Source organism: Aeromonas sp. SCS5 (genome assembly GCF_001887375.1).
GTDB classification, from domain to species: Bacteria; Pseudomonadota; Gammaproteobacteria; order Enterobacterales; family Aeromonadaceae; genus Aeromonas; species Aeromonas jandaei.
The window spans coordinates 1-20676 of the sequence record NZ_LFCS01000020.1 but is presented as its reverse complement, the minus strand read 5'-3'; the positions used below and the strand labels follow the sequence as shown (position 1 = coordinate 20676).

Annotated in this window: 17 protein-coding genes and 7 tRNA genes; 15 read left to right on the top strand and 9 right to left on the bottom strand. The window is 60.3% G+C overall.

The window, feature by feature from the left end:
* Window positions 1–100 precede the first annotated feature (100 nt).
* The 10 genes from alaS to BS300_RS19845 all read left to right on the top strand — a co-directional run bounded on the left by alaS (window position 101) and on the right by BS300_RS19845 (window position 5248).
* Window positions 101–2725: an alanine--tRNA ligase gene (gene alaS / locus BS300_RS19890; protein WP_042033273.1), complete on the top strand. Its 2625-nt coding sequence runs from the start codon at window positions 101–103 to the stop codon at window positions 2723–2725.
* A 16-nt stretch (window positions 2726–2741) separates the two neighbouring features.
* Window positions 2742–3980, top strand: coding sequence for an aspartate kinase (locus BS300_RS19885; RefSeq protein WP_041210820.1), 1239 nt, complete (start codon window positions 2742–2744; stop codon window positions 3978–3980).
* A gap of 103 nt (window positions 3981–4083) precedes the next feature.
* Window positions 4084–4272 (top strand): carbon storage regulator CsrA, encoded by a 189-nt coding sequence (gene csrA / locus BS300_RS19880; protein ID WP_005305164.1) that lies wholly within the window; start codon window positions 4084–4086, stop codon window positions 4270–4272.
* Between the two features lie 214 nt (window positions 4273–4486).
* Window positions 4487–4579: transfer RNA gene (locus tag BS300_RS19875), tRNA-Ser, on the top strand.
* Window positions 4580–4583: 4 nt separating this feature from the next.
* A tRNA-Arg gene (locus tag BS300_RS19870) sits at window positions 4584–4660 on the top strand.
* Between the two features lie 95 nt (window positions 4661–4755).
* Window positions 4756–4832, top strand: a tRNA-Arg gene (locus tag BS300_RS19865).
* Between the two features lie 27 nt (window positions 4833–4859).
* Window positions 4860–4936, top strand: a tRNA-Arg gene (locus BS300_RS19860).
* 27 nt (window positions 4937–4963) lie between these two features.
* A tRNA-Arg gene (locus tag BS300_RS19855) sits at window positions 4964–5040 on the top strand.
* A gap of 27 nt (window positions 5041–5067) precedes the next feature.
* Window positions 5068–5144: transfer RNA gene (locus BS300_RS19850), tRNA-Arg, on the top strand.
* A 27-nt stretch (window positions 5145–5171) separates the two neighbouring features.
* Window positions 5172–5248 (top strand) — tRNA-Arg (locus BS300_RS19845).
* Between the two features lie 312 nt (window positions 5249–5560).
* On the opposite strand, the gene pbpG is transcribed toward BS300_RS19845, so the two are convergent.
* The 6 genes from pbpG to BS300_RS19815 all read right to left on the bottom strand — a co-directional run bounded on the left by pbpG (window position 5561) and on the right by BS300_RS19815 (window position 11213).
* Window positions 5561–6388 carry a D-alanyl-D-alanine endopeptidase gene (pbpG, locus tag BS300_RS19840; protein ID WP_071914843.1) on the bottom strand — a complete coding sequence of 276 codons (828 nt, stop codon included), beginning with the start codon at window positions 6386–6388 and terminating at the stop codon, window positions 5561–5563.
* A 159-nt stretch (window positions 6389–6547) separates the two neighbouring features.
* A complete protein-coding gene (locus BS300_RS19835; protein ID WP_042033274.1) occupies window positions 6548–7213 on the bottom strand; it encodes a DedA family protein in 666 nt (221 codons plus the stop codon).
* Window positions 7214–7231: 18 nt separating this feature from the next.
* Window positions 7232–8524 (bottom strand): hemolysin family protein, encoded by a 1293-nt coding sequence (locus BS300_RS19830; protein ID WP_033115934.1) that lies wholly within the window; start codon window positions 8522–8524, stop codon window positions 7232–7234.
* 180 nt (window positions 8525–8704) lie between these two features.
* Window positions 8705–9763: an L-asparaginase 2 gene (gene ansB / locus BS300_RS19825; protein WP_071914841.1), complete on the bottom strand. Its 1059-nt coding sequence runs from the start codon at window positions 9761–9763 to the stop codon at window positions 8705–8707.
* A gap of 130 nt (window positions 9764–9893) precedes the next feature.
* Window positions 9894–10088 (bottom strand): heavy metal-associated domain-containing protein, encoded by a 195-nt coding sequence (locus BS300_RS19820; RefSeq protein WP_071914838.1) that lies wholly within the window; start codon window positions 10086–10088, stop codon window positions 9894–9896.
* A 174-nt stretch (window positions 10089–10262) separates the two neighbouring features.
* A complete protein-coding gene (locus BS300_RS19815) occupies window positions 10263–11213 on the bottom strand; it encodes an AEC family transporter (RefSeq protein WP_071914836.1) in 951 nt (316 codons plus the stop codon).
* A gap of 137 nt (window positions 11214–11350) precedes the next feature.
* Here BS300_RS19815 and treR point away from each other — a divergent pair, with 137 nt between their 5' ends.
* The 5 genes from treR to BS300_RS19790 all read left to right on the top strand — a co-directional run bounded on the left by treR (window position 11351) and on the right by BS300_RS19790 (window position 16682).
* Window positions 11351–12298, top strand: a complete 948-nt coding sequence (treR, locus tag BS300_RS19810) for a trehalose operon repressor TreR (RefSeq protein WP_071914835.1) — start codon at window positions 11351–11353, stop codon at window positions 12296–12298.
* A gap of 192 nt (window positions 12299–12490) precedes the next feature.
* Window positions 12491–13921, top strand: a complete 1431-nt coding sequence (gene treB, locus BS300_RS19805) for a PTS trehalose transporter subunit IIBC (RefSeq protein WP_071914833.1) — start codon at window positions 12491–12493, stop codon at window positions 13919–13921.
* Between the two features lie 67 nt (window positions 13922–13988).
* The gene (treC, locus tag BS300_RS19800; protein WP_071914831.1) at window positions 13989–15650 is read left to right on the top strand and encodes an alpha,alpha-phosphotrehalase; all 1662 of its coding nucleotides are present in this window, start codon (window positions 13989–13991) and stop codon (window positions 15648–15650) included.
* Between the two features lie 3 nt (window positions 15651–15653).
* Entirely contained in the window at window positions 15654–16247 is a 594-nt protein-coding gene (locus tag BS300_RS19795) for a sugar O-acetyltransferase (RefSeq protein ID WP_071914829.1), read from the top strand.
* Window positions 16248–16493: 246 nt separating this feature from the next.
* Entirely contained in the window at window positions 16494–16682 is a 189-nt protein-coding gene (locus BS300_RS19790; protein ID WP_019446232.1) for a hypothetical protein, read from the top strand.
* Window positions 16683–16746: 64 nt separating this feature from the next.
* On the opposite strand, the gene rluA is transcribed toward BS300_RS19790, so the two are convergent.
* From rluA to BS300_RS21440, 3 genes are all read right to left on the bottom strand, one after another.
* Complete coding sequence (gene rluA / locus BS300_RS19785; RefSeq protein ID WP_043852217.1) at window positions 16747–17403, bottom strand: bifunctional tRNA pseudouridine(32) synthase/23S rRNA pseudouridine(746) synthase RluA; 657 nt, start codon at window positions 17401–17403, stop codon at window positions 16747–16749.
* Window positions 17404–17515: 112 nt separating this feature from the next.
* Window positions 17516–20383, bottom strand: coding sequence for an RNA polymerase-associated protein RapA (rapA, locus tag BS300_RS19780; RefSeq protein ID WP_071914826.1), 2868 nt, complete (start codon window positions 20381–20383; stop codon window positions 17516–17518).
* 95 nt (window positions 20384–20478) lie between these two features.
* Window positions 20479–20676: hypothetical protein (locus tag BS300_RS21440; RefSeq protein ID WP_204378248.1), on the bottom strand; the 198-nt coding region annotated here is incomplete at its 5' end.

Sequence of the window (20676 nt, the reverse complement as noted above, 5' to 3'; positions counted from 1 at the left end):
GCTTTTTCGCCCGTGGCGGCCCTGTCCGTTTTACTTTACCCCGCAGAAAACTTACATTAATGCGGTTAAAAGTCCGTATTCGAATCAAGCAGGATTTTCCATGTATATGTCCACGTCAGAGATTCGCGCTGCGTTTCTCGAGTATTTCCGTTCCCAGGGGCACCAGGTTGTCTCCTCCAGCTCGCTGGTACCGCATAACGACCCGACCCTGTTGTTTACCAACGCGGGTATGAACCAGTTCAAGGATGTGTTCCTTGGCGCAGACAAGCGTGCCTACAATCGCGCGACGACTTCCCAGCGTTGCGTGCGTGCCGGTGGTAAGCACAACGATCTGGAAAACGTCGGCTATACCGCTCGTCACCACACCTTCTTCGAAATGCTGGGCAACTTCAGCTTCGGTGACTACTTCAAACAGGATGCCATCAAGTTTGCATGGGGCTTCCTGACCGAGGTGCTGCAGCTGCCGAAAGATCGCCTGCTGGTGACCGTCTACGCGACTGACGATGAAGCTTTCGACATCTGGGAAAAAGAGGTCGGTGTCCCGGCCGATCGCATCGTGCGCATCGGTGACAACAAGGGCGCCCCTTACGCTTCCGACAACTTCTGGGCGATGGGCGATACCGGCCCGTGCGGTCCCTGCACCGAGATCTTCTATGACCACGGCGATCACATCTGGGGTGGCCGTCCCGGCTCACCGGAAGAGGATGGCGACCGTTTCATCGAGATCTGGAACGTGGTGTTCATGCAGTTCAACCGTCAGGCTGACGGCACCATGGAGCCGCTGCCGCGTCCGTCCGTGGATACCGGCATGGGTCTGGAGCGTATCTCCGCCATCATGCAGGGTGTCCACTCCAACTACGAAATCGACATCTTCCAGGCACTGATCAAGAAAGCGGCCGAGATTGTCGGCACCACCGATCTGAGCAACCAGTCCCTGCGCGTTATTGCTGACCACATCCGCTCCTGCGCCTTCCTGGTGGCAGATGGCGTGATGCCGTCCAACGAAGGTCGTGGCTATGTGCTGCGCCGCATCATCCGCCGCGCCGTGCGTCACGGTCGCAAGCTGGGCGCTACCGATGTCTTCTTCTACAAACTGGCTGCCGAGCTGGCAGTGCAGATGAAGGATGTCGCTGCCGAGCTGATCGCCCAGCTGCCGCTGGTCGAGCGCGTGCTGCGCATCGAAGAGGAGCAGTTCGTCCGCACGCTGGATCGCGGTCTGCTGCTGCTGGAAGACGCTCTGGCTAACCTGGGCGATGCCAAGGTTATTCCGGGTGAAGTGGTGTTCAAGCTCTATGACACTTACGGCTTCCCGGCCGACCTGACTGCCGACGTGGTGCGCGAGCGCGAGATCGGCATCGACGAAGAGGGCTTCAAGGCCGAGATGGAGAAGCAGCGTGCTCGTGCCAAGGAAGCGTCCAGCTTCGGCGTGAACTACAACGAGATGCTCAAGCTCGACTTCGAGACCCCCTTCACCGGTTACAAGACCCTGAGCGAGCGCACTCGCGTGGTCGGCATCTACAAGGGTGTGGAAGAGGTGAGCGGTCTGATCGCCGGTGACGAAGCTGTCATCGTGTTGGAAGAGACCCCCTTCTACGCCGAGTCCGGCGGCCAGATTGGCGACAGCGGTACTCTGAAAGTGGACGACGGCATCTTTGCCGTGACCGACACCCTGAAAGCGGGCAAGGCGATCATCCACAAGGGTTATATGGAGTTGGGCACCCTGGAGAAAGGGGCCGAGGTTGAGGCCGTGGTGGACGCTGACCGTCGCCAGGCCATCGCCCTGAACCACTCCGTAACTCACCTGCTGCACGCAGCTCTGCGTCAGGCACTGGGCGAGCATGTCACCCAGAAAGGTTCTCTGGTTGGAGCCGAGCGCATGCGTTTCGACTTCTCCCACTTCGAGGGGCTGACCATGGCGACCATTCGCCGGGTCGAGGAGCTGGTCAACAACCAGATCCGCGCCAACCACGAAATCACCACCCAGCTGATGGATCTGGAAGCGGCCAAGTCCGCCGGTGCCATGGCGCTGTTTGGTGAAAAATATGAAGACGACGTGCGTGTTGTGCGCATGGGCGACTACTCCACCGAGCTGTGCGGCGGTACTCACGCCAAGCGCACCGGTGATATCGGCTTCTTCAAGATCATCGCCGAGAGCGGCATCGCGGCTGGTGTGCGCCGTATCGAAGCGGTGACCGGCAAAGCGGCCATCGACTTCATGCATCAGGTTGGCGAGCAGATCGAAGAGGCTGCTGCCCTGGTGAAAGGCGACCAGTTCTGCATCGCCGACAAGGTTCGCCAGATGCTGGACAAGGCCAAGATGATGGAGCGCGAGCTGGAGCAGCTCAAGGCCAAGCTGGCCGCTCAGGCCGGTAACGACCTGCTGGGTCAGGTGATCGAGATCAACGGTCAGAAGGTGCTGGTTGCAGCGCTGGAAGGGGCCGATCCGAAATCCCTGCGCGGCATGCTGGACGAGCTGAAGAACCAGATGAAGTCCGGTGTTGTGCTGCTGGCAACCTGTGCCGACGGCAAGGTCAACCTGATCGCGGGCGTCACCAACGACCTGACCGGCAAGGTCAAGGCCGGTGAGCTGGTCAATCTGGTTGCCCAGCAGGTGGGTGGCAAGGGCGGTGGCCGTCCGGACATGGCACAGGCGGGTGGTACCCAGCCTGAGGCGGTGCCGGCAGCGCTGCAATCCGTTCACTCCTGGCTGGAAGAGCGCCTGTAATCGGGCGAGGTGATCTGTGGCACTCTATGTACAGAAGTACGGCGGCACCTCGGTCGGCACACTGGAGCGGATCGAGGCGGTAGCTGAGCGGGTCGAGCAGACCCGCGCCCAGGGACACGACGTGGTGGTGGTTGTCTCCGCCATGTCGGGCGAAACCAACCGGTTGCTGGGCATGGCCCAGCAACTGGATCCTGATGCCAACCGGCGCGAGATGGATGTACTGGTCTCCACCGGTGAGCAGGTCACCATAGCGCTGCTGGCCATCGCGTTGAACAAACGCGGTTGCCCGGCGGTCTCGATGACTGGCGATCAGGTACGGATTCATACCGATTCCGCCTATGGCAAGGCGCGCATCACCCACATCGACACCGAGCTGGTTCATGCCGAACTGGCTGCGGGCAAGGTGGTGGTGATCGCCGGTTTCCAGGGCCGTGACGAGCATAACGCCATCACGACGCTGGGCCGCGGCGGTTCGGATACCACGGCAGTTGCCGTGGCGGCGGCCATCAAGGCCGATGAGTGCCAGATCTTTACCGATGTGGATGGGGTATACACCACGGATCCGCGCATCGAGCCCAAGGCTCGTCGTCTCGACACCATCACCTTCGAGGAGATGCTGGAGATGGCCAGTCTCGGCGCCAAGGTGCTGCAGATCCGCTCGGTGGAGTTTGCGGGCAAGTACCGCGTCCCGCTGCGGGTGCTGTCGAGCTTTGTCGACGGAGAGGGAACCTTAATCACATATGGAGGTGAGAGGATGGAAGCTCCCCTGGTATCCGGGATCGCTTTTAACCGCAACGAGGCCAGCCTGACCATTCTGGGTGTGCCGGACAGACCGACCGTGGCTGCGCAGATCCTGAACCCGATCAGCGACGCCAACATTGATGTCGACATGATTGTGCAAAATACCCTGGGAGATGGCACCGCCGACTTCACCTTCACGGTGAATCGTGACGACTACCGCCGTGCCCGTGCGCTGCTGGAGGAGACCGCCACTGAGCTGGGAGCCTCCTGCGTGCAGGGGAATGGCGAGATTGCCAAGGTCTCCATTGTCGGTGTCGGCATGTGGAACCATCCCGGTGTTGCGCGCACCATGTTCAAGGTATTGGGCGAGGAGGGGATCAACATGCAGTTGATTTCTACCTCTGAAATCAAAATCTCGGTGGTGATTGACGAGAAGTATCTGGAGCTGGCGGTGCGGGCCCTGCACGCCGCTTTTGGATTGGATCAAGCGCCCCAAGAGCAGCCTTTGGGCTAACAATCGCTGATTGATTTAGTTTCAACCATTTACCATATCGGTATCTTTGTAAGATAATGTCGCATATCGATATAAAAACAAAACAGGATACAGGAGCAAGCGAATGCTTATTTTGACTCGTCGTGTAGGGGAAACCCTGATGATTGGTGATGAAGTGACTGTCACCGTACTGGGCGTTAAAGGTAACCAGGTCCGTATCGGTGTTAACGCGCCGAAAGAGGTCTCCGTACACCGCGAAGAGATCTACCAGCGCATCCAGGCTGAGAAAGTACCGGGTCAATCCGGCTTCTAAGCGGCTTTAATGGCTGTGACAAGGCGACACCTCATGTGTCGCCTTTTGTTTTTTAAGGCCAGGCAAAACCGCGCTGCAAGGTGCAAAAGAGCGGGATAAGTGTCGATATTGTTTGAATATTCCACGCTTTGGCCAAATGCTGAGCGAACACGCTTTTTTCTCCAAAAAAGTGTTTGACTAAAAATCCCTGTGAAGTATTATCAGCCCCGCAAACGGAGAGGTGGCCGAGAGGCTGAAGGCGCTCCCCTGCTAAGGGAGTATGCGGCTTATACCCGCATCGGGGGTTCGAATCCCCCCTTCTCCGCCATTTTGCGCCCGTAGCTCAGCTGGATAGAGTACCTGGCTACGAACCAGGTGGTCAGAGGTTCGAATCCTCTCGGGCGCACCATATTCGACTCTTTGGAGTCATGTGTTGACCATCAGCAAGTCAGCACTGAAAAAGGCTTACTGTTGAGTAAGCTTTTTTTATCGTTTGAAAACTGAGCGCCCGTAGCTCAGCTGGATAGAGTACCTGGCTACGAACCAGGTGGTCAGAGGTTCGAATCCTCTCGGGCGCACCATGTTTCAAGCAGTGCAACAATTTATGAGCGCCCGTAGCTCAGCTGGATAGAGTACCTGGCTACGAACCAGGTGGTCAGAGGTTCGAATCCTCTCGGGCGCACCATATCTCAAGCAGTGCTACAAGTTGTGAGCGCCCGTAGCTCAGCTGGATAGAGTACCTGGCTACGAACCAGGTGGTCAGAGGTTCGAATCCTCTCGGGCGCACCATGTTTCAAGCAGTGCAACAATTTATGAGCGCCCGTAGCTCAGCTGGATAGAGTACCTGGCTACGAACCAGGTGGTCAGAGGTTCGAATCCTCTCGGGCGCACCATATCTCAAGCAGTGCTACAAGTTGTGAGCGCCCGTAGCTCAGCTGGATAGAGTACCTGGCTACGAACCAGGTGGTCAGAGGTTCGAATCCTCTCGGGCGCACCATACAGACAGCCTCGACTTCGGTCTGGGCTGTTTTTTTATGGGCGTTTTTCACCCTCTATCCATCTCGCTTGTTCCCGCTAATGGTGCTGCAACGGCCTCTTCCCAGCTTGCTGCAACACCCGTATTCCCACTTCTTCCAGCCCGTTGCCCCTCGTTAGCCTACCGCGTCAAAACCTCGCTGTTTGCAGTGGTTTATCTTGCATGCGTGGATACCTGGTTACTACCGCCAAATGCCTTATAACCCGCTCCTGCGCGGTTTGGCGGCAATAAAAAAGGATGCCGCAGCATCCTTTTTCAATAGGAGTGATTCACTCAGCTTTTCAGCCATTTGCGAATGCGGTTGGCATCGCCGACCGGGGTGCGTTTGCCCACCGAGTTGAGCAGCACGATGGCCAGCTCGCGGTTGTCCGGCTTGGCCCGCATTACCAGACAGCGGCCCGCTTCATCGGTAAAGCCGGTCTTGGAGAGGCGCACATCCCAATCCGGGTTTTTCACCAGCGGGTTGGTGTTGTTGAACATCAGGCTGTAGGCCGGGGTGGTGAAACGCATCTCGCGGTTCTCGTCCTGAGTGAACTGGCGGATCAGCGGCTGGCGATAGGCGGCAGCCACCAGCTTGGCCAGATCCTGCGCAGTCGCGACGTTGCGGGTCGAGAGGCCGGTGGAGTCGTAGAAGTGGGTATTGCGCATGCCCAGCTGACGCGCCTTGTTGTTCATGGCGCGCACGAAGGCGCTGCGGCCGCCCGGGTAGTGACGGCCGAGGGCCGAGGCCATCCGGTTCTCGGAGGACATCAGCGCCAGATGCAGGGCGTCGCGGCGGGTCACCTTGGTGCCCATGCGAATGCGCGAGTGGGTGTGCTTGACCCGGTCGATGTCATCCTTGTCGACCGTGATGACCTGATCCAGATTTTGCCGGGCTTCCAGCACCACCAGCGCCGTCATCAGCTTGGTGAGGGAGGCGATGGGGCGGGCCTTGTTGGCATTCTTCTGATAAAGGGTCTTGCCCGAGTTGACGTCTACCACCAGTGCGCTTTCCGAGCGTACATCCAGCTTGGCAGGGCTGGGGGCGGCACTCGCCGCAGGCAATCCCAGCATTCCCATCAAGCCGACAACCAGCGCAACTGCGCGAATCCGACACCGCATACTACCGACTCCATTCCCATCGAAAAAAGGCGCTAGATTCACTCATTTTTGACCGGGCTTTACAAGGGGCGATCGAGACTATTTCTGCGCTTTGCGCAAAAGCGGGATCAAAAAAGCCCTCCATGGGAGGGCTCTTCGTGCAGGCATGGTCAGCCGGCGTCAGTTCTGGGTCCGTGTGGCCTTGCGCTTGCTGATCCAGCGCCAGATGAGGGCGATGACGCCACCTACCAGCAGCACCACCGGCAGGTAGATGATGATGCTGAGGAACTGGGACTGATATTCGGCCGCCAGTTTGGTGTGGCTCAGGTAGTAGCCGAAGCCCACCAGCGGGCAGATCCACATGATGGAGCTGATCAGATTGACGATGAGAAAGCGGCCCTGCGGCAGTTCGGTGGCGCCGACTATGTAGGGGTAGGCGGTGCGGACGAAGGCGATGTAGCGGGCGGTGATCAGGGTGATGATCCCGTATTTGTCCAGCAGGTAGTAAACCTTCTGCTGGTGCTTCTCTTCCACATGGGAGAGCAGCCGGTGGTAGAGCTGGGTATGGCCGAGGAAGCGCCCCTGCATGTAGCCGAGCCAGGTGCCGACGAAGGTGGCCATGATCAGCAGCGGGATCACCCCGAAGGAGAGCACGTCCTGATAGATGAGGACGCCGGTCAGGATCAACAGGCTGTCGCCGGGCAGGAAAGCGGTGGGGATAAAGCCATTTTCCAATACCAGAAAGGTCAGTAAGACGGCGCAAACCATGAAGGCCATCTTGGGATCGGACAGGGTCACCAGATCCTGATGCATAAAGGCGTGAGCCAGTTGGTAAAACCGCTCCATACTTGCAAACTCCGCAGGTTAGCTGGGTTGATCGGTCAAGGGCATGGCGAGCACCTTGTCGATGCGCAGACCATCCATGTCAACAATTTCCAGTTGCCACTGTTCCAGGGTCACCAGATCGCCGGTGTGTGGAACACGACCAAGGAGCAGCATGATAAGCCCTCCGAGGGTGTGATAGTGATGTTTTTCTTCTTCCGGCAGGCGAACCAGCTCCAGACAGTCCTTCAACTCGGGCAGCGGGATCAGGCCATCGAGCAGCCAGCTGCCGTCAGCGCGCTGGAATGCCCAGTTGTCCTCGCCATCCTCCTGCTGGAAATCCCCGGCCAGCGCTTCCAGCAGATCCTGCTGGGTGACCAGCCCCTGCAGCTCGCCATACTCGTCCACCACCATCACCATCTGTTCGCTGTGGGTGCGGAAGTGGTTGAGTAGCTCGACCCCGTTGAGGGTCTCGGGCAGCAGGCTGCAATCCTGGGTCAGGGCCGCCAGATCGATGGGTTCTCCCTTGATGTAGGCGTGCAGCACCTTGCTGACGTTGATGACCCCTACCAGATCCGACAGGCTGCCGTCGCAGACCGGGAAGAAGCTGTGACGATACTCCACCAGCCGTTGCAGGTTGGCCTCCAGCGGCAGCGCCAGATCCAGATAGCGGATATCGCTGCGCGGTACCATCAGGGAGGAGAGGCTGCGCTCGTCTAAACGAAACACGTTGCGCAGCATGGTGTGTTCGTGATCCTCGATCACCCCGGCTTCCGACCCCTCTACCAGCATGGCATGGATCTCCTCCTCGGTGACGTTGGCGTTGCCATTCTGGTTGACCCGCAGCAGGCGCAAGGTGGTGTTGGTGGATGCCGAGAGCAGCCAGACGAAGGGGCGGGTCATGATGGCAAGCCACAGCATGGGGCGCGCCACCATACAGGCGATGCGCTCGGCGCTGAGCTGGCCAAGCCGTTTGGGCACCAGTTCACCCACCACGATGGAGAGGTAGGTTACCCCCACCACTACGATGACGGTGGCGATAAGTCCGCTGCTCTTGGGGGAGAGTCCCCACTCCTGCAGCCAGAGGGAGAAGGGCTGCGCCAGCAGGGATTCGCCATAGATACCGTTGAGCAGGCCGATGGAGGTGATGCCGATCTGCACGGCGGAGAGGAAATGAGTCGGGTTTTCGCCGAGTTTGAGTGCGATGGCCGCCGAGCGGCTTCCTTCATTGGCCAGCTTGCCAAGGCGCGCCTTGCGGGCGGTGACGATGGCGATTTCCGACATGGCGAAGAGGCCGTTAAGCAAGATCAATCCCAACAGGATCAACAGTTCCATACTGCAGCTGCACTCCTTGAGTAGAAAATATCGCTGGCAGTGTAATGAATTTGGCGGCGATGTGCTTGTGAAAGCGGGTGATCCTGCTCGCTAATTTGATCTCGCAGGGGCCGGGAGTGACGCGCGGGGAGGAGAAAAGGGCGGGAGATCCCGCCCTTGGCATGATTGCAGAGTCCCCTGTCAGAACTGCTGGAAGTAGCGCTGGATCTGCTTGGGATCCTTGGTCTGGGTCAGGGAGAGCATCAGCAGCACCCGCGCCTTCTGTGGGTTGAGGGTCTCGGCGGCGACGAAGCCGTACTTGGCGTCATCGATCTCGGCATCCAGAGTGGTGGAGCCGGTCGGTACGCGGGCGGAGCGCACTACCCGGATGCCGTCCTTGCTCGCCTTGGCCAGGGTGTCGAACAGGGTGTGGTAGAGGTTGCCATTGCCCACCCCGGCGCTGACGATGCCGTCGAACTTGGCATCCACCATCGCCTTGGCCGGCAGATCGGTGGCGTTGGCGTAGCTGTAGACGATGCCAACCTGCGGCAGCTTGTCGAGCTTGCTCACGTCAAACGGGGTCTTGCTGGTGTGCAGGCGAGCCGGACTGCGCTGATAGTCGATCTTGCCGTTGTGGATGTAGCCGAGCGGGCCGAAGTTGGGGGAGGCGAAGGTCTGCACGCCGGTGGTATTGGTCTTGGTGACGTCGCGGGCATCGAGCACGGTGTCGTTCATCGCCACCATGACGCCACGTCCCTTGGAGGCGGGGTCAGAGGCGGTCACCACGGCGTTGTAGAGGTTCATCGGGCCGTCGGCACTCATGGCGGTGGAGGGGCGCATGGCGCCGACCAGCACCACCGGCTTGTCGCTCTTGACGGTCAGGTTGAGGAAGTAGGCGGTCTCTTCCATGGTGTCGGTGCCGTGGGTGATGACGATGCCATCCACATCATCCTTGGCCAGCAGCTCGTTGACCCGCTTGGCCAGCTTGAGCCACACCTCGTCGTTCATGTCCTGAGAGCCGATCTTCACCACCTGCTCACCCTGCACGTCAGCTACGTTTTTCATCTCGGGCACGGCGGCGATCAGGGTTTCGATGGCCACCTTGCCTGCCTCGTAGTTGGACTGGGTAGCGGACTGGCCTGCCCCGGCGATGGTGCCGCCGGTCGCCAGGATATGCACGTTGGGCAGCGCCATGGCCATGGGGGAGAGGGTCAGGCCGACGATGGCGGCGAGCAGGGTCTTGCGGATCGGTAAGGTCATGCTGCAAATCCTTATGGTTGGAATAATTGCAGCCAGTTTGCCCAGATAACCACCAATATCTGTGATAAAACTCACCAAAAGACAGGTGGGTACAGATTTTTAACCTGTTTTATACCTCTATAGAGATAATTTAACTCGCAGAGAAACCCTTGGCTTCGATCAGGGCGATCAGCTCGGCCTTGCTCAGCTCGCTCTCGATGACGGCCTTGCTGCTGGTAAAGTCGACGGTCGCGGTGGTAACGGCAGGCTGGGCCAGCAGGGCTTTTTGCAGGCTGGCGGCGCAGCCACCACAGGACATGCCGGAGACGGTGAGTTCGATGGTCATAAATGCTCTCCTCGGTTGATATGGCACAAGGGTAAAGCTGTCGCCTCCGGCAAGGTCAAGCCGTCAGTACATAAGACCCAGATAGTTCATCAGGGTTGCTCCCAGTCGGTGGATGGGTGACATGCGAGCCAAGGTTCATAGTGACGATGAGGTTGGCAGTTTCCTCTGACAGGGTCAGTACATCAGACCGAGGTAATTCATCAGGGTTGCCCCGAGGCTGGTAGTAACCAGCGAACCCAGGGTGGTGGTGGCGATGATGTTCGCTGCCAGCACGCTATCGCCTCCCATGGCGCGGGTCATCACATAGCTGGCGGCGGCAGTCGGGGTGGCGCTGATAAGAAACAGGATGCCGAGCTCCAGATGGCTGAAGCCGAGCAGGGCTGCCCCCAGAGTGAACACCGCAGGAATGAGGCAGAGCCGCATCACGCTGGCCCAGCCGGTCAGCGCCGCCCCGCCGCGCAGTGCGCCGAGACTGAGGGAGGCGCCGGTGCAGAGCAGCGCCAGTGGCAGGGTCATGTTGGCGAAGTAGCCGCCAGTGGTGAGCAGCAGTTGCGGCATCTTGATGCCGAGCAGGCTGAACGGCAGAGCCGCCACGATGGCGATGATGAGCGGATTCTTGATGATGCCGAGCAGGATGGGGCGAATGCCGGCCGCGCCGCCGAGGCTGCGGGTGAGGGTGATGACCGCGAGGATGTTGTAGAGCACGGTGACCGCGCCGACGTAGAGCGCTGCCGCCCCCAGCCCCTCGTGGCCATAGGCGTTTTGCACGTAGGCGAGCCCTATGATGGCGCTGTTACCGCGAAAGCTCCCCTGCACGAAGATGCCGCGCAGTCGCTGCTCGCCGATAAAGCGGCCCGCCAGCAGCTCCAGCACCAGATAGCTGGCGACGGTGGCGAGCAGGCCGTAACCGATAAACCAGGGGCTCGGCATGGTGGCGAAGTTGGTGCCAAGAATGCTGAGAAAGAGCAGGGCGGGCAGGGTGACCTGAAACACCAGCCGGGAGGCGGATTCGGTGAAGGGCTCCGGCAGCAGCCCCAGCCGCTTGAGCCAGATGCCGAGCAGCAGGATCACGCAGATGGGGCCTGTGATGGAGAGGGAGAAGAGCAGACTGGCCAGCAGATCCATGGTGGGCGTCCTCCTGATGCGCCGTCCGAAGCGGGGCAAAAAGGGCATTCTAACGCCATGGGCTTGTATTCACAGGGGTTAATCACAACAATGTGGGCAATTTCCACCGCCTGTGCCAAGCCCCAGTGAGTCAATCCATGGACAAGAAACTGACCATCCTCGATATCGCCCGCCTCTCGGGGGTCGGCAAGTCGACTGTCTCCCGGGTGCTTAATCAGGATCCCAAGGTGAAGCAGGAGACCCGCGAGCGGGTGGAGCAGATCATCGCCGAGCACGGCTTCGTGCCGAGCAAGTCGGCGCGGGCCATGCGCAGCCAGAGCCAGCAGGTGGTGGGGATCATCGTCTCGCGGCTCGACTCCAGCTCGGAGAATCAGGCGGTGCGTGGCATGCTGGAGACCCTCTACCAGCGCGGCTACGACGCCGTGCTGATGGAGAGCAAGTTCTCTCCGGCCAAGGTGCAGGAGCATCTGGCGGTGCTGGAGCGGCGCGGAGTGGATGGCATCATCCTGTTCGCCTTCAATGATCTCGACTATGCCGCCATGGCGCCGCTCAGGGATAAGCTGGTGCTGGTTGCCCGCGAATATCCCGGTTTCTCCTCGGTCTGCTTTGACGATGTCGGGGCGGTGCGCACCATGCTGGGCCAGCTCGCTGCCCGCGGTATCCGCGATATCGCCTATCTGGGGGTGGATACCGCCGACCTCACCACCGGCCAGCGCCGGCTCGACGCCTACCTCGGCTACTGCGCCGAGCAGGGGCTGGCGGCGCGTAGCGCCCTCGGCGATCTCAGCCTGCAGAGCGGCTACCGGTTGGCTGCCGAGCTGCTTACCCCGACTACCGGCGCGCTGGTCTGCGCCAGCGACACCCTTGCCATCGGTGCGGCGAAATACCTGCAAGAACAAGGGCGTAGCGAGGTGCTGGTGACCGGCCTTGGCAACAACCCCATGCTCACCTTCCTCTTTCCCAACGCCCTCACTCTGGATCTCGGTTACAAGGGGGCAGGGGAGCAGGCGGCGCGGCAGCTGCTCGGCCAGATCGAGCAGGAGCAGCCGCCGCTGGCGACCATAGCCCCCTGCCGTACCCTGTGACCCCAATCACTCCGGACTGAACAAAAAACGCGCTTTTTGTGACGCTGGCCACGAATTGGGAACGTTCCCATTTCGATCTGGCAAGATTGTCGGCATGCTAAATGGGAACGATACCAAAAACGCTCGAGCCCAAAGAGTGGCTCGCAAGGGCGATGCAGACCACTATTCAATGGCGTCACAGAGGGAAGACCCATGTCCAAGATCAACGCACAGCAGCTTGCCACCCTGATCGACAAGATCGGCGGCAGGGAGAACATCGCCACCGTCAGCCACTGCCTGACCCGGTTGCGCTTCGTCCTGAACGATCCGGCCAAGGCCGACAGCAAGGCCATCGAAACCATCCCGGCGGTGAAGGGAAGCTTCACCCAGGGCGGTCAGTTCCAGGTGGTCATCGGCAACGAGGTGGAACAGTGGTACAAGGCGCTGACCGAACAGCTCGGCGTCAGCGGTGGCAGCAAGGAGGCCGCCAAGCAGGCGGCGCGCCAGAACATGAATCCGCTGGAGCGGGGCATCTCCCATCTGGCGGAGATCTTCGTGCCGCTGCTGCCCGCCATCATCACCGGCGGTCTGATCCTGGGCTTTCGCAACGTCATCGGCGACATCAAGATGTTCGACGATGGCACTCACACCCTCACCGAGATCAGCCAGTTCTGGGCTCAGGTGCATGCCTTCCTCTGGCTGCTGGGCGAAGCGATCTTCCACTTCCTGCCGGTGGGCGTCTGCTGGTCTGCGGTCAAGAAGATGGGCGGCTCCGAGATCCTCGGTATCGTGCTCGGTATCACGCTGGTGTCGCCGCAGCTGATGAACGCCTACGGCATCGGCCAGCAGACTCCCGAGGTGTGGGACTTCGGTCTGTTCGTCATCCAGAAGGTGGGTTATCAGGCGCAGGTCATTCCGGCGCTGCTGGCGGGTGTCTTCCTCGCATGGGTAGAGACCAACCTCAAGCGGATCATTCCGGCCTATCTCTATCTGGTGATTGTGCCGTTCGTTTCGCTGCTGCTGGCGGTGATCGTGGCTCACGCCTTTATCGGCCCGTTCGGTCGCTGGATTGGTGAGGGCGTCGGCTTCGCTGCCAAGGCCGCCATGACCGGCTCCTTCGCTCCTATCGGTGCCGCCCTGTTCGGTTTCCTCTACGCGCCGCTGGTCATCACCGGCATCCACCACACCACCAACGCGGTGGATCTGCAACTGATGCAGAGCATGGGTGGCACCCCGATTTGGCCGCTGATCGCCCTCTCCAACATCGCTCAGGCTTCTGCGGTCGTCGGCATCATTCTGATTAGCCGCAAGGAGAACGAGCGGGAGATTTCGGTGCCTGCCGCCATCTCCGCCTACCTCGGGGTGACCGAACCGGCGATGTACGGTATCAACCTCAAGTACAAGTTTCCCATGCTGTGCGCCATGGTGGGCTCCAGCCTTGCAGCCCTCATCTGCGGTTTCGCCGGGGTGATGGCCAACGGCATCGGGGTAGGCGGCTTGCCGGGCATCCTCTCCATCCAGCCGCAATACTGGGCCGTTTACTCCCTCGCCATGCTGGTCGCCATCGTGGTGCCGGTGGTGCTGACCCTGCTGGTCTACAAGCGCCAGCAAGCGGCCGGCAAGCTGGCCGAAGCCAGCGCCTGAATCTGATTGTCAGGGCGACCTTGCGGGTCGCCCCCTCCCTTTTCAATTTGTGACAAGAGAAAGAGCCATGAGCCAAACACCCTGGTGGCAGAGCGCCGTGATTTACCAGATCTATCCCAAGAGCTTTCAGGATTCCGGCGCCCGTGGCACCGGCGATCTCAAGGGGATCATGGCCCGCCTCGATTACCTCAAGACGCTGGGGGTCGATGCCCTCTGGCTGACCCCGGTCTACGTTTCGCCGCAGGTGGACAACGGCTACGACATCGCCGACTACTACGCCATCGACCCCGCCTACGGCACCATGGCCGACTTCGAGGCGCTGCTGGCTGCCGCCCACGCGCGCGACATCCGCATTGTGATGGATATCGTGGTGAACCACACCTCCACCGAGCACGCCTGGTTCAAGTCGGCGCTGGGGGATAAAAACAGCCCCTACCGCGACTACTACATCTGGCGCGATCCGGTGGATGGCGGCGTGCCCAACAACTGGCAATCCAAGTTTGGTGGCAGCGCCTGGGAGCTCGATGAGATCACCGGTCAGTACTACCTGCACCTGTTTGCCCGCGAGCAGGCGGATCTCAACTGGGAAAATCCGGCGGTGCGCGCTGAGGTCAAAAACATCATCCACTTCTGGGCCAAGAAGGGGGTGGACGGTTTCCGCCTCGACGTCATCAACCTTATCTCCAAGGATCAGGCGTTCCCGAACGACGAGATTGGCGATGGCCGCCGCTTCTACACCGACGGGCCGCGCATCCACGAATTCCTGCAGGATGTGAGCCGCGACGTGTTTGCTCCTGTCGGCGCCATGACGGTGGGGGAGATGTCCTCCACTTCGCTGGAGCACTGCCAGCGCTATGGCGCCCTCGATGGCTCCGAGCTCTCCATGGTGTTCAATTTCCACCATCTGAAGGTGGATTACCCCAACGGCGACAAGTGGACCAAGGCGCCGTTCGATTTCCTCGAACTCAAGCGCATCTTCAACCACTGGCAGAGCGGCATGCACGGCAAGGGGTGGTCGGCGCTGTTCTGGTGCAACCACGATCAGCCGCGCATCGTCTCCCGCTTCGGCGATGAGGGCGAGCATAGAGTCGTGGCCGCCAAGATGCTGGCCAGCACGCTGCACGGTTTGCAGGGCACCCCCTACATCTATCAGGGGGAGGAGATCGGCATGACCAACCCCGGCTATCAGCGCATCGATGACTATCAGGATGTGGAGAGCCGCAACATCTTCGCCATCAAGCAGGCCGAAGGGATGAGCGAGGCCGAGATCCTCGCCATTCTCGGTGCCAAGTCCCGCGACAACTCGCGCACCCCGATGCAGTGGAGCGCCGCCCCCAATGCCGGTTTCACCAGCGGGACGCCCTGGCTCAAGCCAGCCGCCAACTATTCCGGGATCAATGCCGAGGCGGCGCTGGCCGACCAGCACTCGGTGTTCTGGCACTATCGGGATCTCATCGCCCTTCGCAAGGCGCACCCCATCTTCACGCAGGGGGATTATCAGGAGCTGCTGACCGGGCACCCGCAGATCTGGGCCTATGCCCGCCGCGCCAACGGTCAGACCCTGCTGGTGGTGAGCAACTTCTACGGCGAGCCGGTGGAGTTTGCCTTGCCTGCCGAGCTGCAAAGCGGGCAAGGTCGGCTGCTGCTCGGCAACTACCCGGATAGCCCGGCCCAACCGCAATCGGGTATGCTGCGCCCTTATGAATCCCTGATCTGGCTGATGGAGTAGGTAATGGAGAAGGTGGTGCGTGGTGCCGAGTGGCAGAAGATGGTGGCGGGGGAGCCTTATGATGCGGGCGACCCCGAGCTGAAAGCGGCGCGCGAGCGCTGCCGCAGGCTCTATCACACCTTCAACACCAGCTGGCAGGAGAAACCGGCGCGGGATGCTTTGCTGCACGAGCTGCTCGGTAGCCGCGGCAACGAGTGTGCCATCAATCCGCCGTTCTTCTGCGACTATGGCGCCAACATCTTCGTCGGCGAGAACTTCTACGCCAACGTGGGTTGCACCATCCTCGACGTCTGTGAGGTGCACATCGGCGACAACGTACTGCTGGCGCCCGGGGTGCAGATCTACACCGCCGCTCACCCGGTGGCGGTGGCGCCGCGCATCAGGGGTGTCGAGTTCGGCAAGCCGGTACGGATCGGTCACAACGTCTGGATTGGTGGCAGTACGGTTATCTGCCCCGGCGTCACCATCGGTGACAACAGCGTCATCGGTGCCGGTTCGGTGGTGACCAAAGATGTGCCCGCCAATGTGGTGGCGGCCGGCAACCCCTGTCGGGTATTGCGGGCGATGACAGCGGAGGAGCTTGCGGGCTTCGAATAGGCATTTTCGAGGGGCTTGGTGGCGCTTTTTATCATTTATTTTTCAAATGATATGGCTTCCATCATTTGCTTATCGAATGGATGATGACCCCTCAAAACGCCCAGTTGGTGCGGTTTCGGGGCGATTTATCCCTTCCAGAGCATTCGCCCGATCGACATGCAACTGGGCCCCGGTTCGGATTATTGTCCATTGATTGCTCATGTCTGGCTGAGGGCGGCCGATACTCTTTGATGCAGGAGGTAACCTATGGACATATCCAGCTCTGCAAATGCGTCATTCGGTTCTGCGTTGATGGCGGCTAGTCTGGCCAAAAAACAGCAGACCCAAGAGGGCGAATCCGCACTGAAATTGCTGCAAACCGCAGCGCAATCCGCTCCGGCTGCGCCGACATCGGCCAGCGCTTCCCTCGGAAGCAATATCGATATCCGTGTCTGAGCGATAAAAAAGCCCCCATCTCTCGATGGGGGCTTTCTTTTTATTTGGCAGTTACCTGTCAGGCTCAGACCGGGAAAGGGGCTGGTGCCTCGAAGGTCATCCGCTCGCCGCTGCGGGGGTGGCTGATGGTCAGGCTGGCCGCATGCAGATAAAGGTGCGGTGCCGCCGCCAGCGCATCCGGGTTGGCGTAGAGGTTATCGCCGAGGATAGGGTGACCCAGCTCCAGCATATGAACCCGCAGCTGATGGGAGCGACCGGTAATCGGGGTCAGCTTGATCAGGCTGTTGCCGTTCTCCACCTTCAGCTTCTGCCACAGGGTCAGGGCATGGCGCCCCTCCTCATGGTCAACTTTCTGTTTCGGGCGGTTGGGCCAGTCGACGCAGAGCGGCAGGTCCACTTCACCCGCATCCTGTTCCGGTTCACCCCACACCCAGGCGAGGTAGTGCTTCTCGGTCTCCCGTTCGCGGAATTGCCGGCTCAGCTCCCGGTGGGAGTTGGGATTGAGCGGGATCACCAGCACGCCGGTGGTCGCCATGTCGAGGCGATGGGCGGCTGCCGCTTTGGGGTGTTGCTGCTTGACCCGATGGAGCACGCTGTCTTCATTCTCGGGGCCGCGCCCGGGGACGCTCAGCAGGCCAGTGGGCTTGTTGACCACCATGATGTCCTTGTCCTTGAACAGGATATCGAGCCAGGGTTCCAGGGGCGGTGAGTATACAAACATAGCGTCTCGCATCTTTGGTCAAAGCGGGGGCAAGCCCCCATCAGTTATGGGTTACCACGATAAAAGTGCATGGCAGCCAACTTGCGTTGGGTTTGGCCATTTCACCGTTTTATCAGTTATGGGTCACCACAATAAAGCGGATGGCATCCAGCTTGAGCTGGGTCTGGTCGATCAAGTGGTGCAATTCTGCCTGCAGATTGCGCAGATATTCCAGCTCGCTGTCGCGCACGTTCGGGTTGACCGCCTTGAGCGCCTCCAGACGATCGAGATCCTGTTGCAGGGTCTGCGCCATCTGGGCGCGGGCCTTGTCGACAATCCCGGCCTTCAGCTCTTCGGCAATCGCCTGGCCCTGGCCAATCAGACCGTGGATCACCGGCTGGGATGCAGTCACCAGCTTGCTGCCAAGGTGGCGGTTGACCGGCGTCAGCTGGCGGTTGAACGCATCGAACGCCACCTTCTCACCGAGATTGTTGCCGTTCTTGTCCATCAGCAGGCGGATCGGCGTCGGCGGCATGAAGCGGTAGAGCTGGGGATGGGCCGCAGACTCGGCAACGAAGATCAGCTCAAGCAGGATGGAGCCGATGGGCAGCGCCTTGTTCTTGAGCAGTGCTACCGAGGTGGCACCGATCTCGGAGCCCAGGATCAGGTCGATACCGCCGCGCATCATGGGGTGATCCCAGGAGAGCAGCGCCATGTCATCCCGCGACAAGGCGGTATTGCGATCGAAGGTGATGGTCATGCCGTCTTGCGGCAAGCCCGGGAAGCTGGAAACCAGCATGTGATCACCGGGAGTCAGCACCAGCGCGTTCTCACCTCTGTCGTCCTGATTGACGCCGATCTCGTCGAACATCTTGAGGGCGAAGGAGATCATGCCGGTGTCGTCATCTTCGGCGGCCAGCTTATCGACCAGCTGCTGGGCGGCGGCGCCACCGCTGGAGTGGATCTCCAGCAGGCGATCGCGGCCCTGTTCCAGCTTGGCCTTGAGCGGTTCGTGCAGTTCGCGGGTCTTGATTAGCAGGGCGTCGAGGGCCGCCTGATCGCCGGTGTTGGCGGCCAGTAGCTCGAACAGCTCTTCACGTACCGCTTCGAATACCGGGCGGGCAGTCGGGCAGGTCTGCTCGAACGCGTCCAGACCATCGTGATACCAGAGCAGCAGGGCGCGCTGGGCAGTCCCTTCCAGATAGGGAACGTGGATCTCGACGGTATTCTGCTGACCGATACGATCCAGTCGGCCGATACGCTGTTCCAGCAGATCCGGGTTGAGAGGCAGATCGAACAGCACCAGATGGCTGGCAAACTGGAAGTTGCGCCCTTCTGAGCCGATCTCGGAGCAGAGCAGCACCTGGGCGCCACCCTCTTGCTGGGCAAAATAGGCGGAGGCCTTGTCCCGCTCGAGGATCGACATCCCTTCGTGGAACACGGCACCACGGATCCCTTCACGGGTACGCAGCGCCTCTTCCAGCGCGATAGCGGTCGCCGCTTCGGAGCAGATCACCAGCACCTTCTGCTGGCGGGCTGAGAGTAGCAGCTCCAGCAACCATTCGACGCGCGGGTCGAACTGGGTCCAAGTGGCGTTGTCACCTTCGAACTGCTGGAAGATCTTCTCGGGATAGAGGTAGCGCAGGGCACGGGTCTGCAGATCGCCACCGTTGCCACCCATCATGCCCATCACCTTGATGGCAGTCTTGTACTGCTCCGGCAGCGGCATGGGGTAGACGTTGAGGTGACGCTCGGGGAAGCCCTGAATATTGGCGCGGCTGTTGCGGAACAGTACCCGGCCGGTGCCATGCTGATCCAGCAGCTTGGCGACCGCCTGCTGACGGGCGGCGGCATCGTTCAAGTCCAGCCCTTCCAGCTGGCTGGCGAGGATCTGTTTGGCTTCATCGCTCAGGGTCTCGCCATCCAGCAGCTCTTGCGCAGCGCTGGCGACCTGACCATAGGCCTGCTCCTCGGCGAGGAAGGCCTCGTAGTCGTAGAAACGCTCGGGATCGAGCAGGCGCAGACGGGCAAAGTGGCTCTGGTGGCCCAGCTGATCCGGGGTGGCGGTCAGCAGCAGCACGCCCGGCACCTGTTCGGCCAGCGCTTCCACCATTTCATAGGCACGGCTCGGCGCCTCTTCGCTCCACTCCAGATGGTGCGCTTCATCGACAACCAGCAGATCCCACTCGGCTTCCAGTACCTGCTCGAAGCGACGACGCTTCTTGCGCAGGAAATCGAGGCTGCAGATCACCAGCTGTTCGGTCTCGAAGGGGTTTTCCGCATCGGCGAACGCCTCGATGCAGCGCTCCTCGTCAAACAGGGAGAAGTGCAGGTTGAAGCGGCGCAGCATCTCGACCAGCCACTGATGCTGGAGCGTTTCGGGCAGCAGGATCAGCACCCGATGGGCGCGGCCGGAGAGCAGCTGCTGATGAATGATCATGCCCGCTTCGATGGTCTTGCCCAGACCCACCTCATCGGCCAGCAGTACGCGCGGGGCGTAGCGGTGACCCACCTCGTGGGCAATATAGAGCTGGTGCGGGATCAGGCTGACCCGGCCACCGGCCAGACCGCGGGTCGGATTGCGACGACGCTTGTGCTGGTTGACCAGCGCCTCGTAGCGCAGGGTAAAGCGGGACATCCGATCGATCTGACCGGCGAACAGGCGATCCTGCGGCTTGTTGAACTTGATAAAGTTGTTGAGAAACACTTCCTTGAGGACAACCGGCTCATCATTGTCGGTGCGAACACCTACATATATAAGCAGGCCATCTTTCTCCTGCACTTCGTCGACCGTCATGGTCCAGTCTTCGTGACTGGCAATCTGATCGCCCACATTGAAGCTGACCCGGGTCACCGGCGCCTCTTCTTTGGCATACATGCGGTTTTCACCGGTAGCCGGGAACAACAGGGTAACCATGCGTCCTTCAACAGCAACGACAGTCCCCAAACCAAGATCCGTCTCTGTATCACTAATCCAACGCTGGCCAAGTGCAAAAGGCATTAAACTCTCCAAAGCCCAAGAGTGTGTGAATCGCAAAGGGGCGCTATGTTACCCGAAGGAGTGACCTCGATCACCAAGGATATAGAGGGATGAGATCAAATCATGATGGCCCTGATTTGTCGCAGAAAAGGCACTAAAGAAGATAGACGTAGGCGACTGTGGTGGGGTATTTCGTGGAATAAACCATCGTTTCGAACAATAAGTAAGCGGTCGCGCAGAAAATACGAATTTAATGCAAAAACACCCTTGCCAACGTGATCAGGATCCCTATAATGCGCCTCCATCGACACGGC

What these genes read in the sequence shown, in the direction of transcription:
- alaS (WP_042033273.1), top strand. Translation starts at nt 101, where the DNA reads ATGTATATGTCCACGTCAGAGATTCGCGCTGCGTTTCTCGAGTATTTC.
- csrA (WP_005305164.1), top strand. Translation starts at nt 4,084, where the DNA reads ATGCTTATTTTGACTCGTCGTGTAGGGGAAACCCTGATGATTGGTGAT.
- pbpG (WP_071914843.1), bottom strand. Translation starts at nt 6,388, where the DNA reads ATGCGGTGTCGGATTCGCGCAGTTGCGCTGGTTGTCGGCTTGATGGGA.
- BS300_RS19835 (WP_042033274.1), bottom strand. Translation starts at nt 7,213, where the DNA reads ATGGAGCGGTTTTACCAACTGGCTCACGCCTTTATGCATCAGGATCTG.
- BS300_RS19830 (WP_033115934.1), bottom strand. Translation starts at nt 8,524, where the DNA reads ATGGAACTGTTGATCCTGTTGGGATTGATCTTGCTTAACGGCCTCTTC.
- ansB (WP_071914841.1), bottom strand. Translation starts at nt 9,763, where the DNA reads ATGACCTTACCGATCCGCAAGACCCTGCTCGCCGCCATCGTCGGCCTG.
- BS300_RS19820 (WP_071914838.1), bottom strand. Translation starts at nt 10,088, where the DNA reads ATGACCATCGAACTCACCGTCTCCGGCATGTCCTGTGGTGGCTGCGCC.
- BS300_RS19815 (WP_071914836.1), bottom strand. Translation starts at nt 11,213, where the DNA reads ATGGATCTGCTGGCCAGTCTGCTCTTCTCCCTCTCCATCACAGGCCCC.
- treR (WP_071914835.1), top strand. Translation starts at nt 11,351, where the DNA reads ATGGACAAGAAACTGACCATCCTCGATATCGCCCGCCTCTCGGGGGTC.
- treB (WP_071914833.1), top strand. Translation starts at nt 12,491, where the DNA reads ATGTCCAAGATCAACGCACAGCAGCTTGCCACCCTGATCGACAAGATC.
- treC (WP_071914831.1), top strand. Translation starts at nt 13,989, where the DNA reads ATGAGCCAAACACCCTGGTGGCAGAGCGCCGTGATTTACCAGATCTAT.
- BS300_RS19795 (WP_071914829.1), top strand. Translation starts at nt 15,654, where the DNA reads ATGGAGAAGGTGGTGCGTGGTGCCGAGTGGCAGAAGATGGTGGCGGGG.
- BS300_RS19790 (WP_019446232.1), top strand. Translation starts at nt 16,494, where the DNA reads ATGGACATATCCAGCTCTGCAAATGCGTCATTCGGTTCTGCGTTGATG.
- rluA (WP_043852217.1), bottom strand. Translation starts at nt 17,403, where the DNA reads ATGTTTGTATACTCACCGCCCCTGGAACCCTGGCTCGATATCCTGTTC.
- rapA (WP_071914826.1), bottom strand. Translation starts at nt 20,383, where the DNA reads ATGCCTTTTGCACTTGGCCAGCGTTGGATTAGTGATACAGAGACGGAT.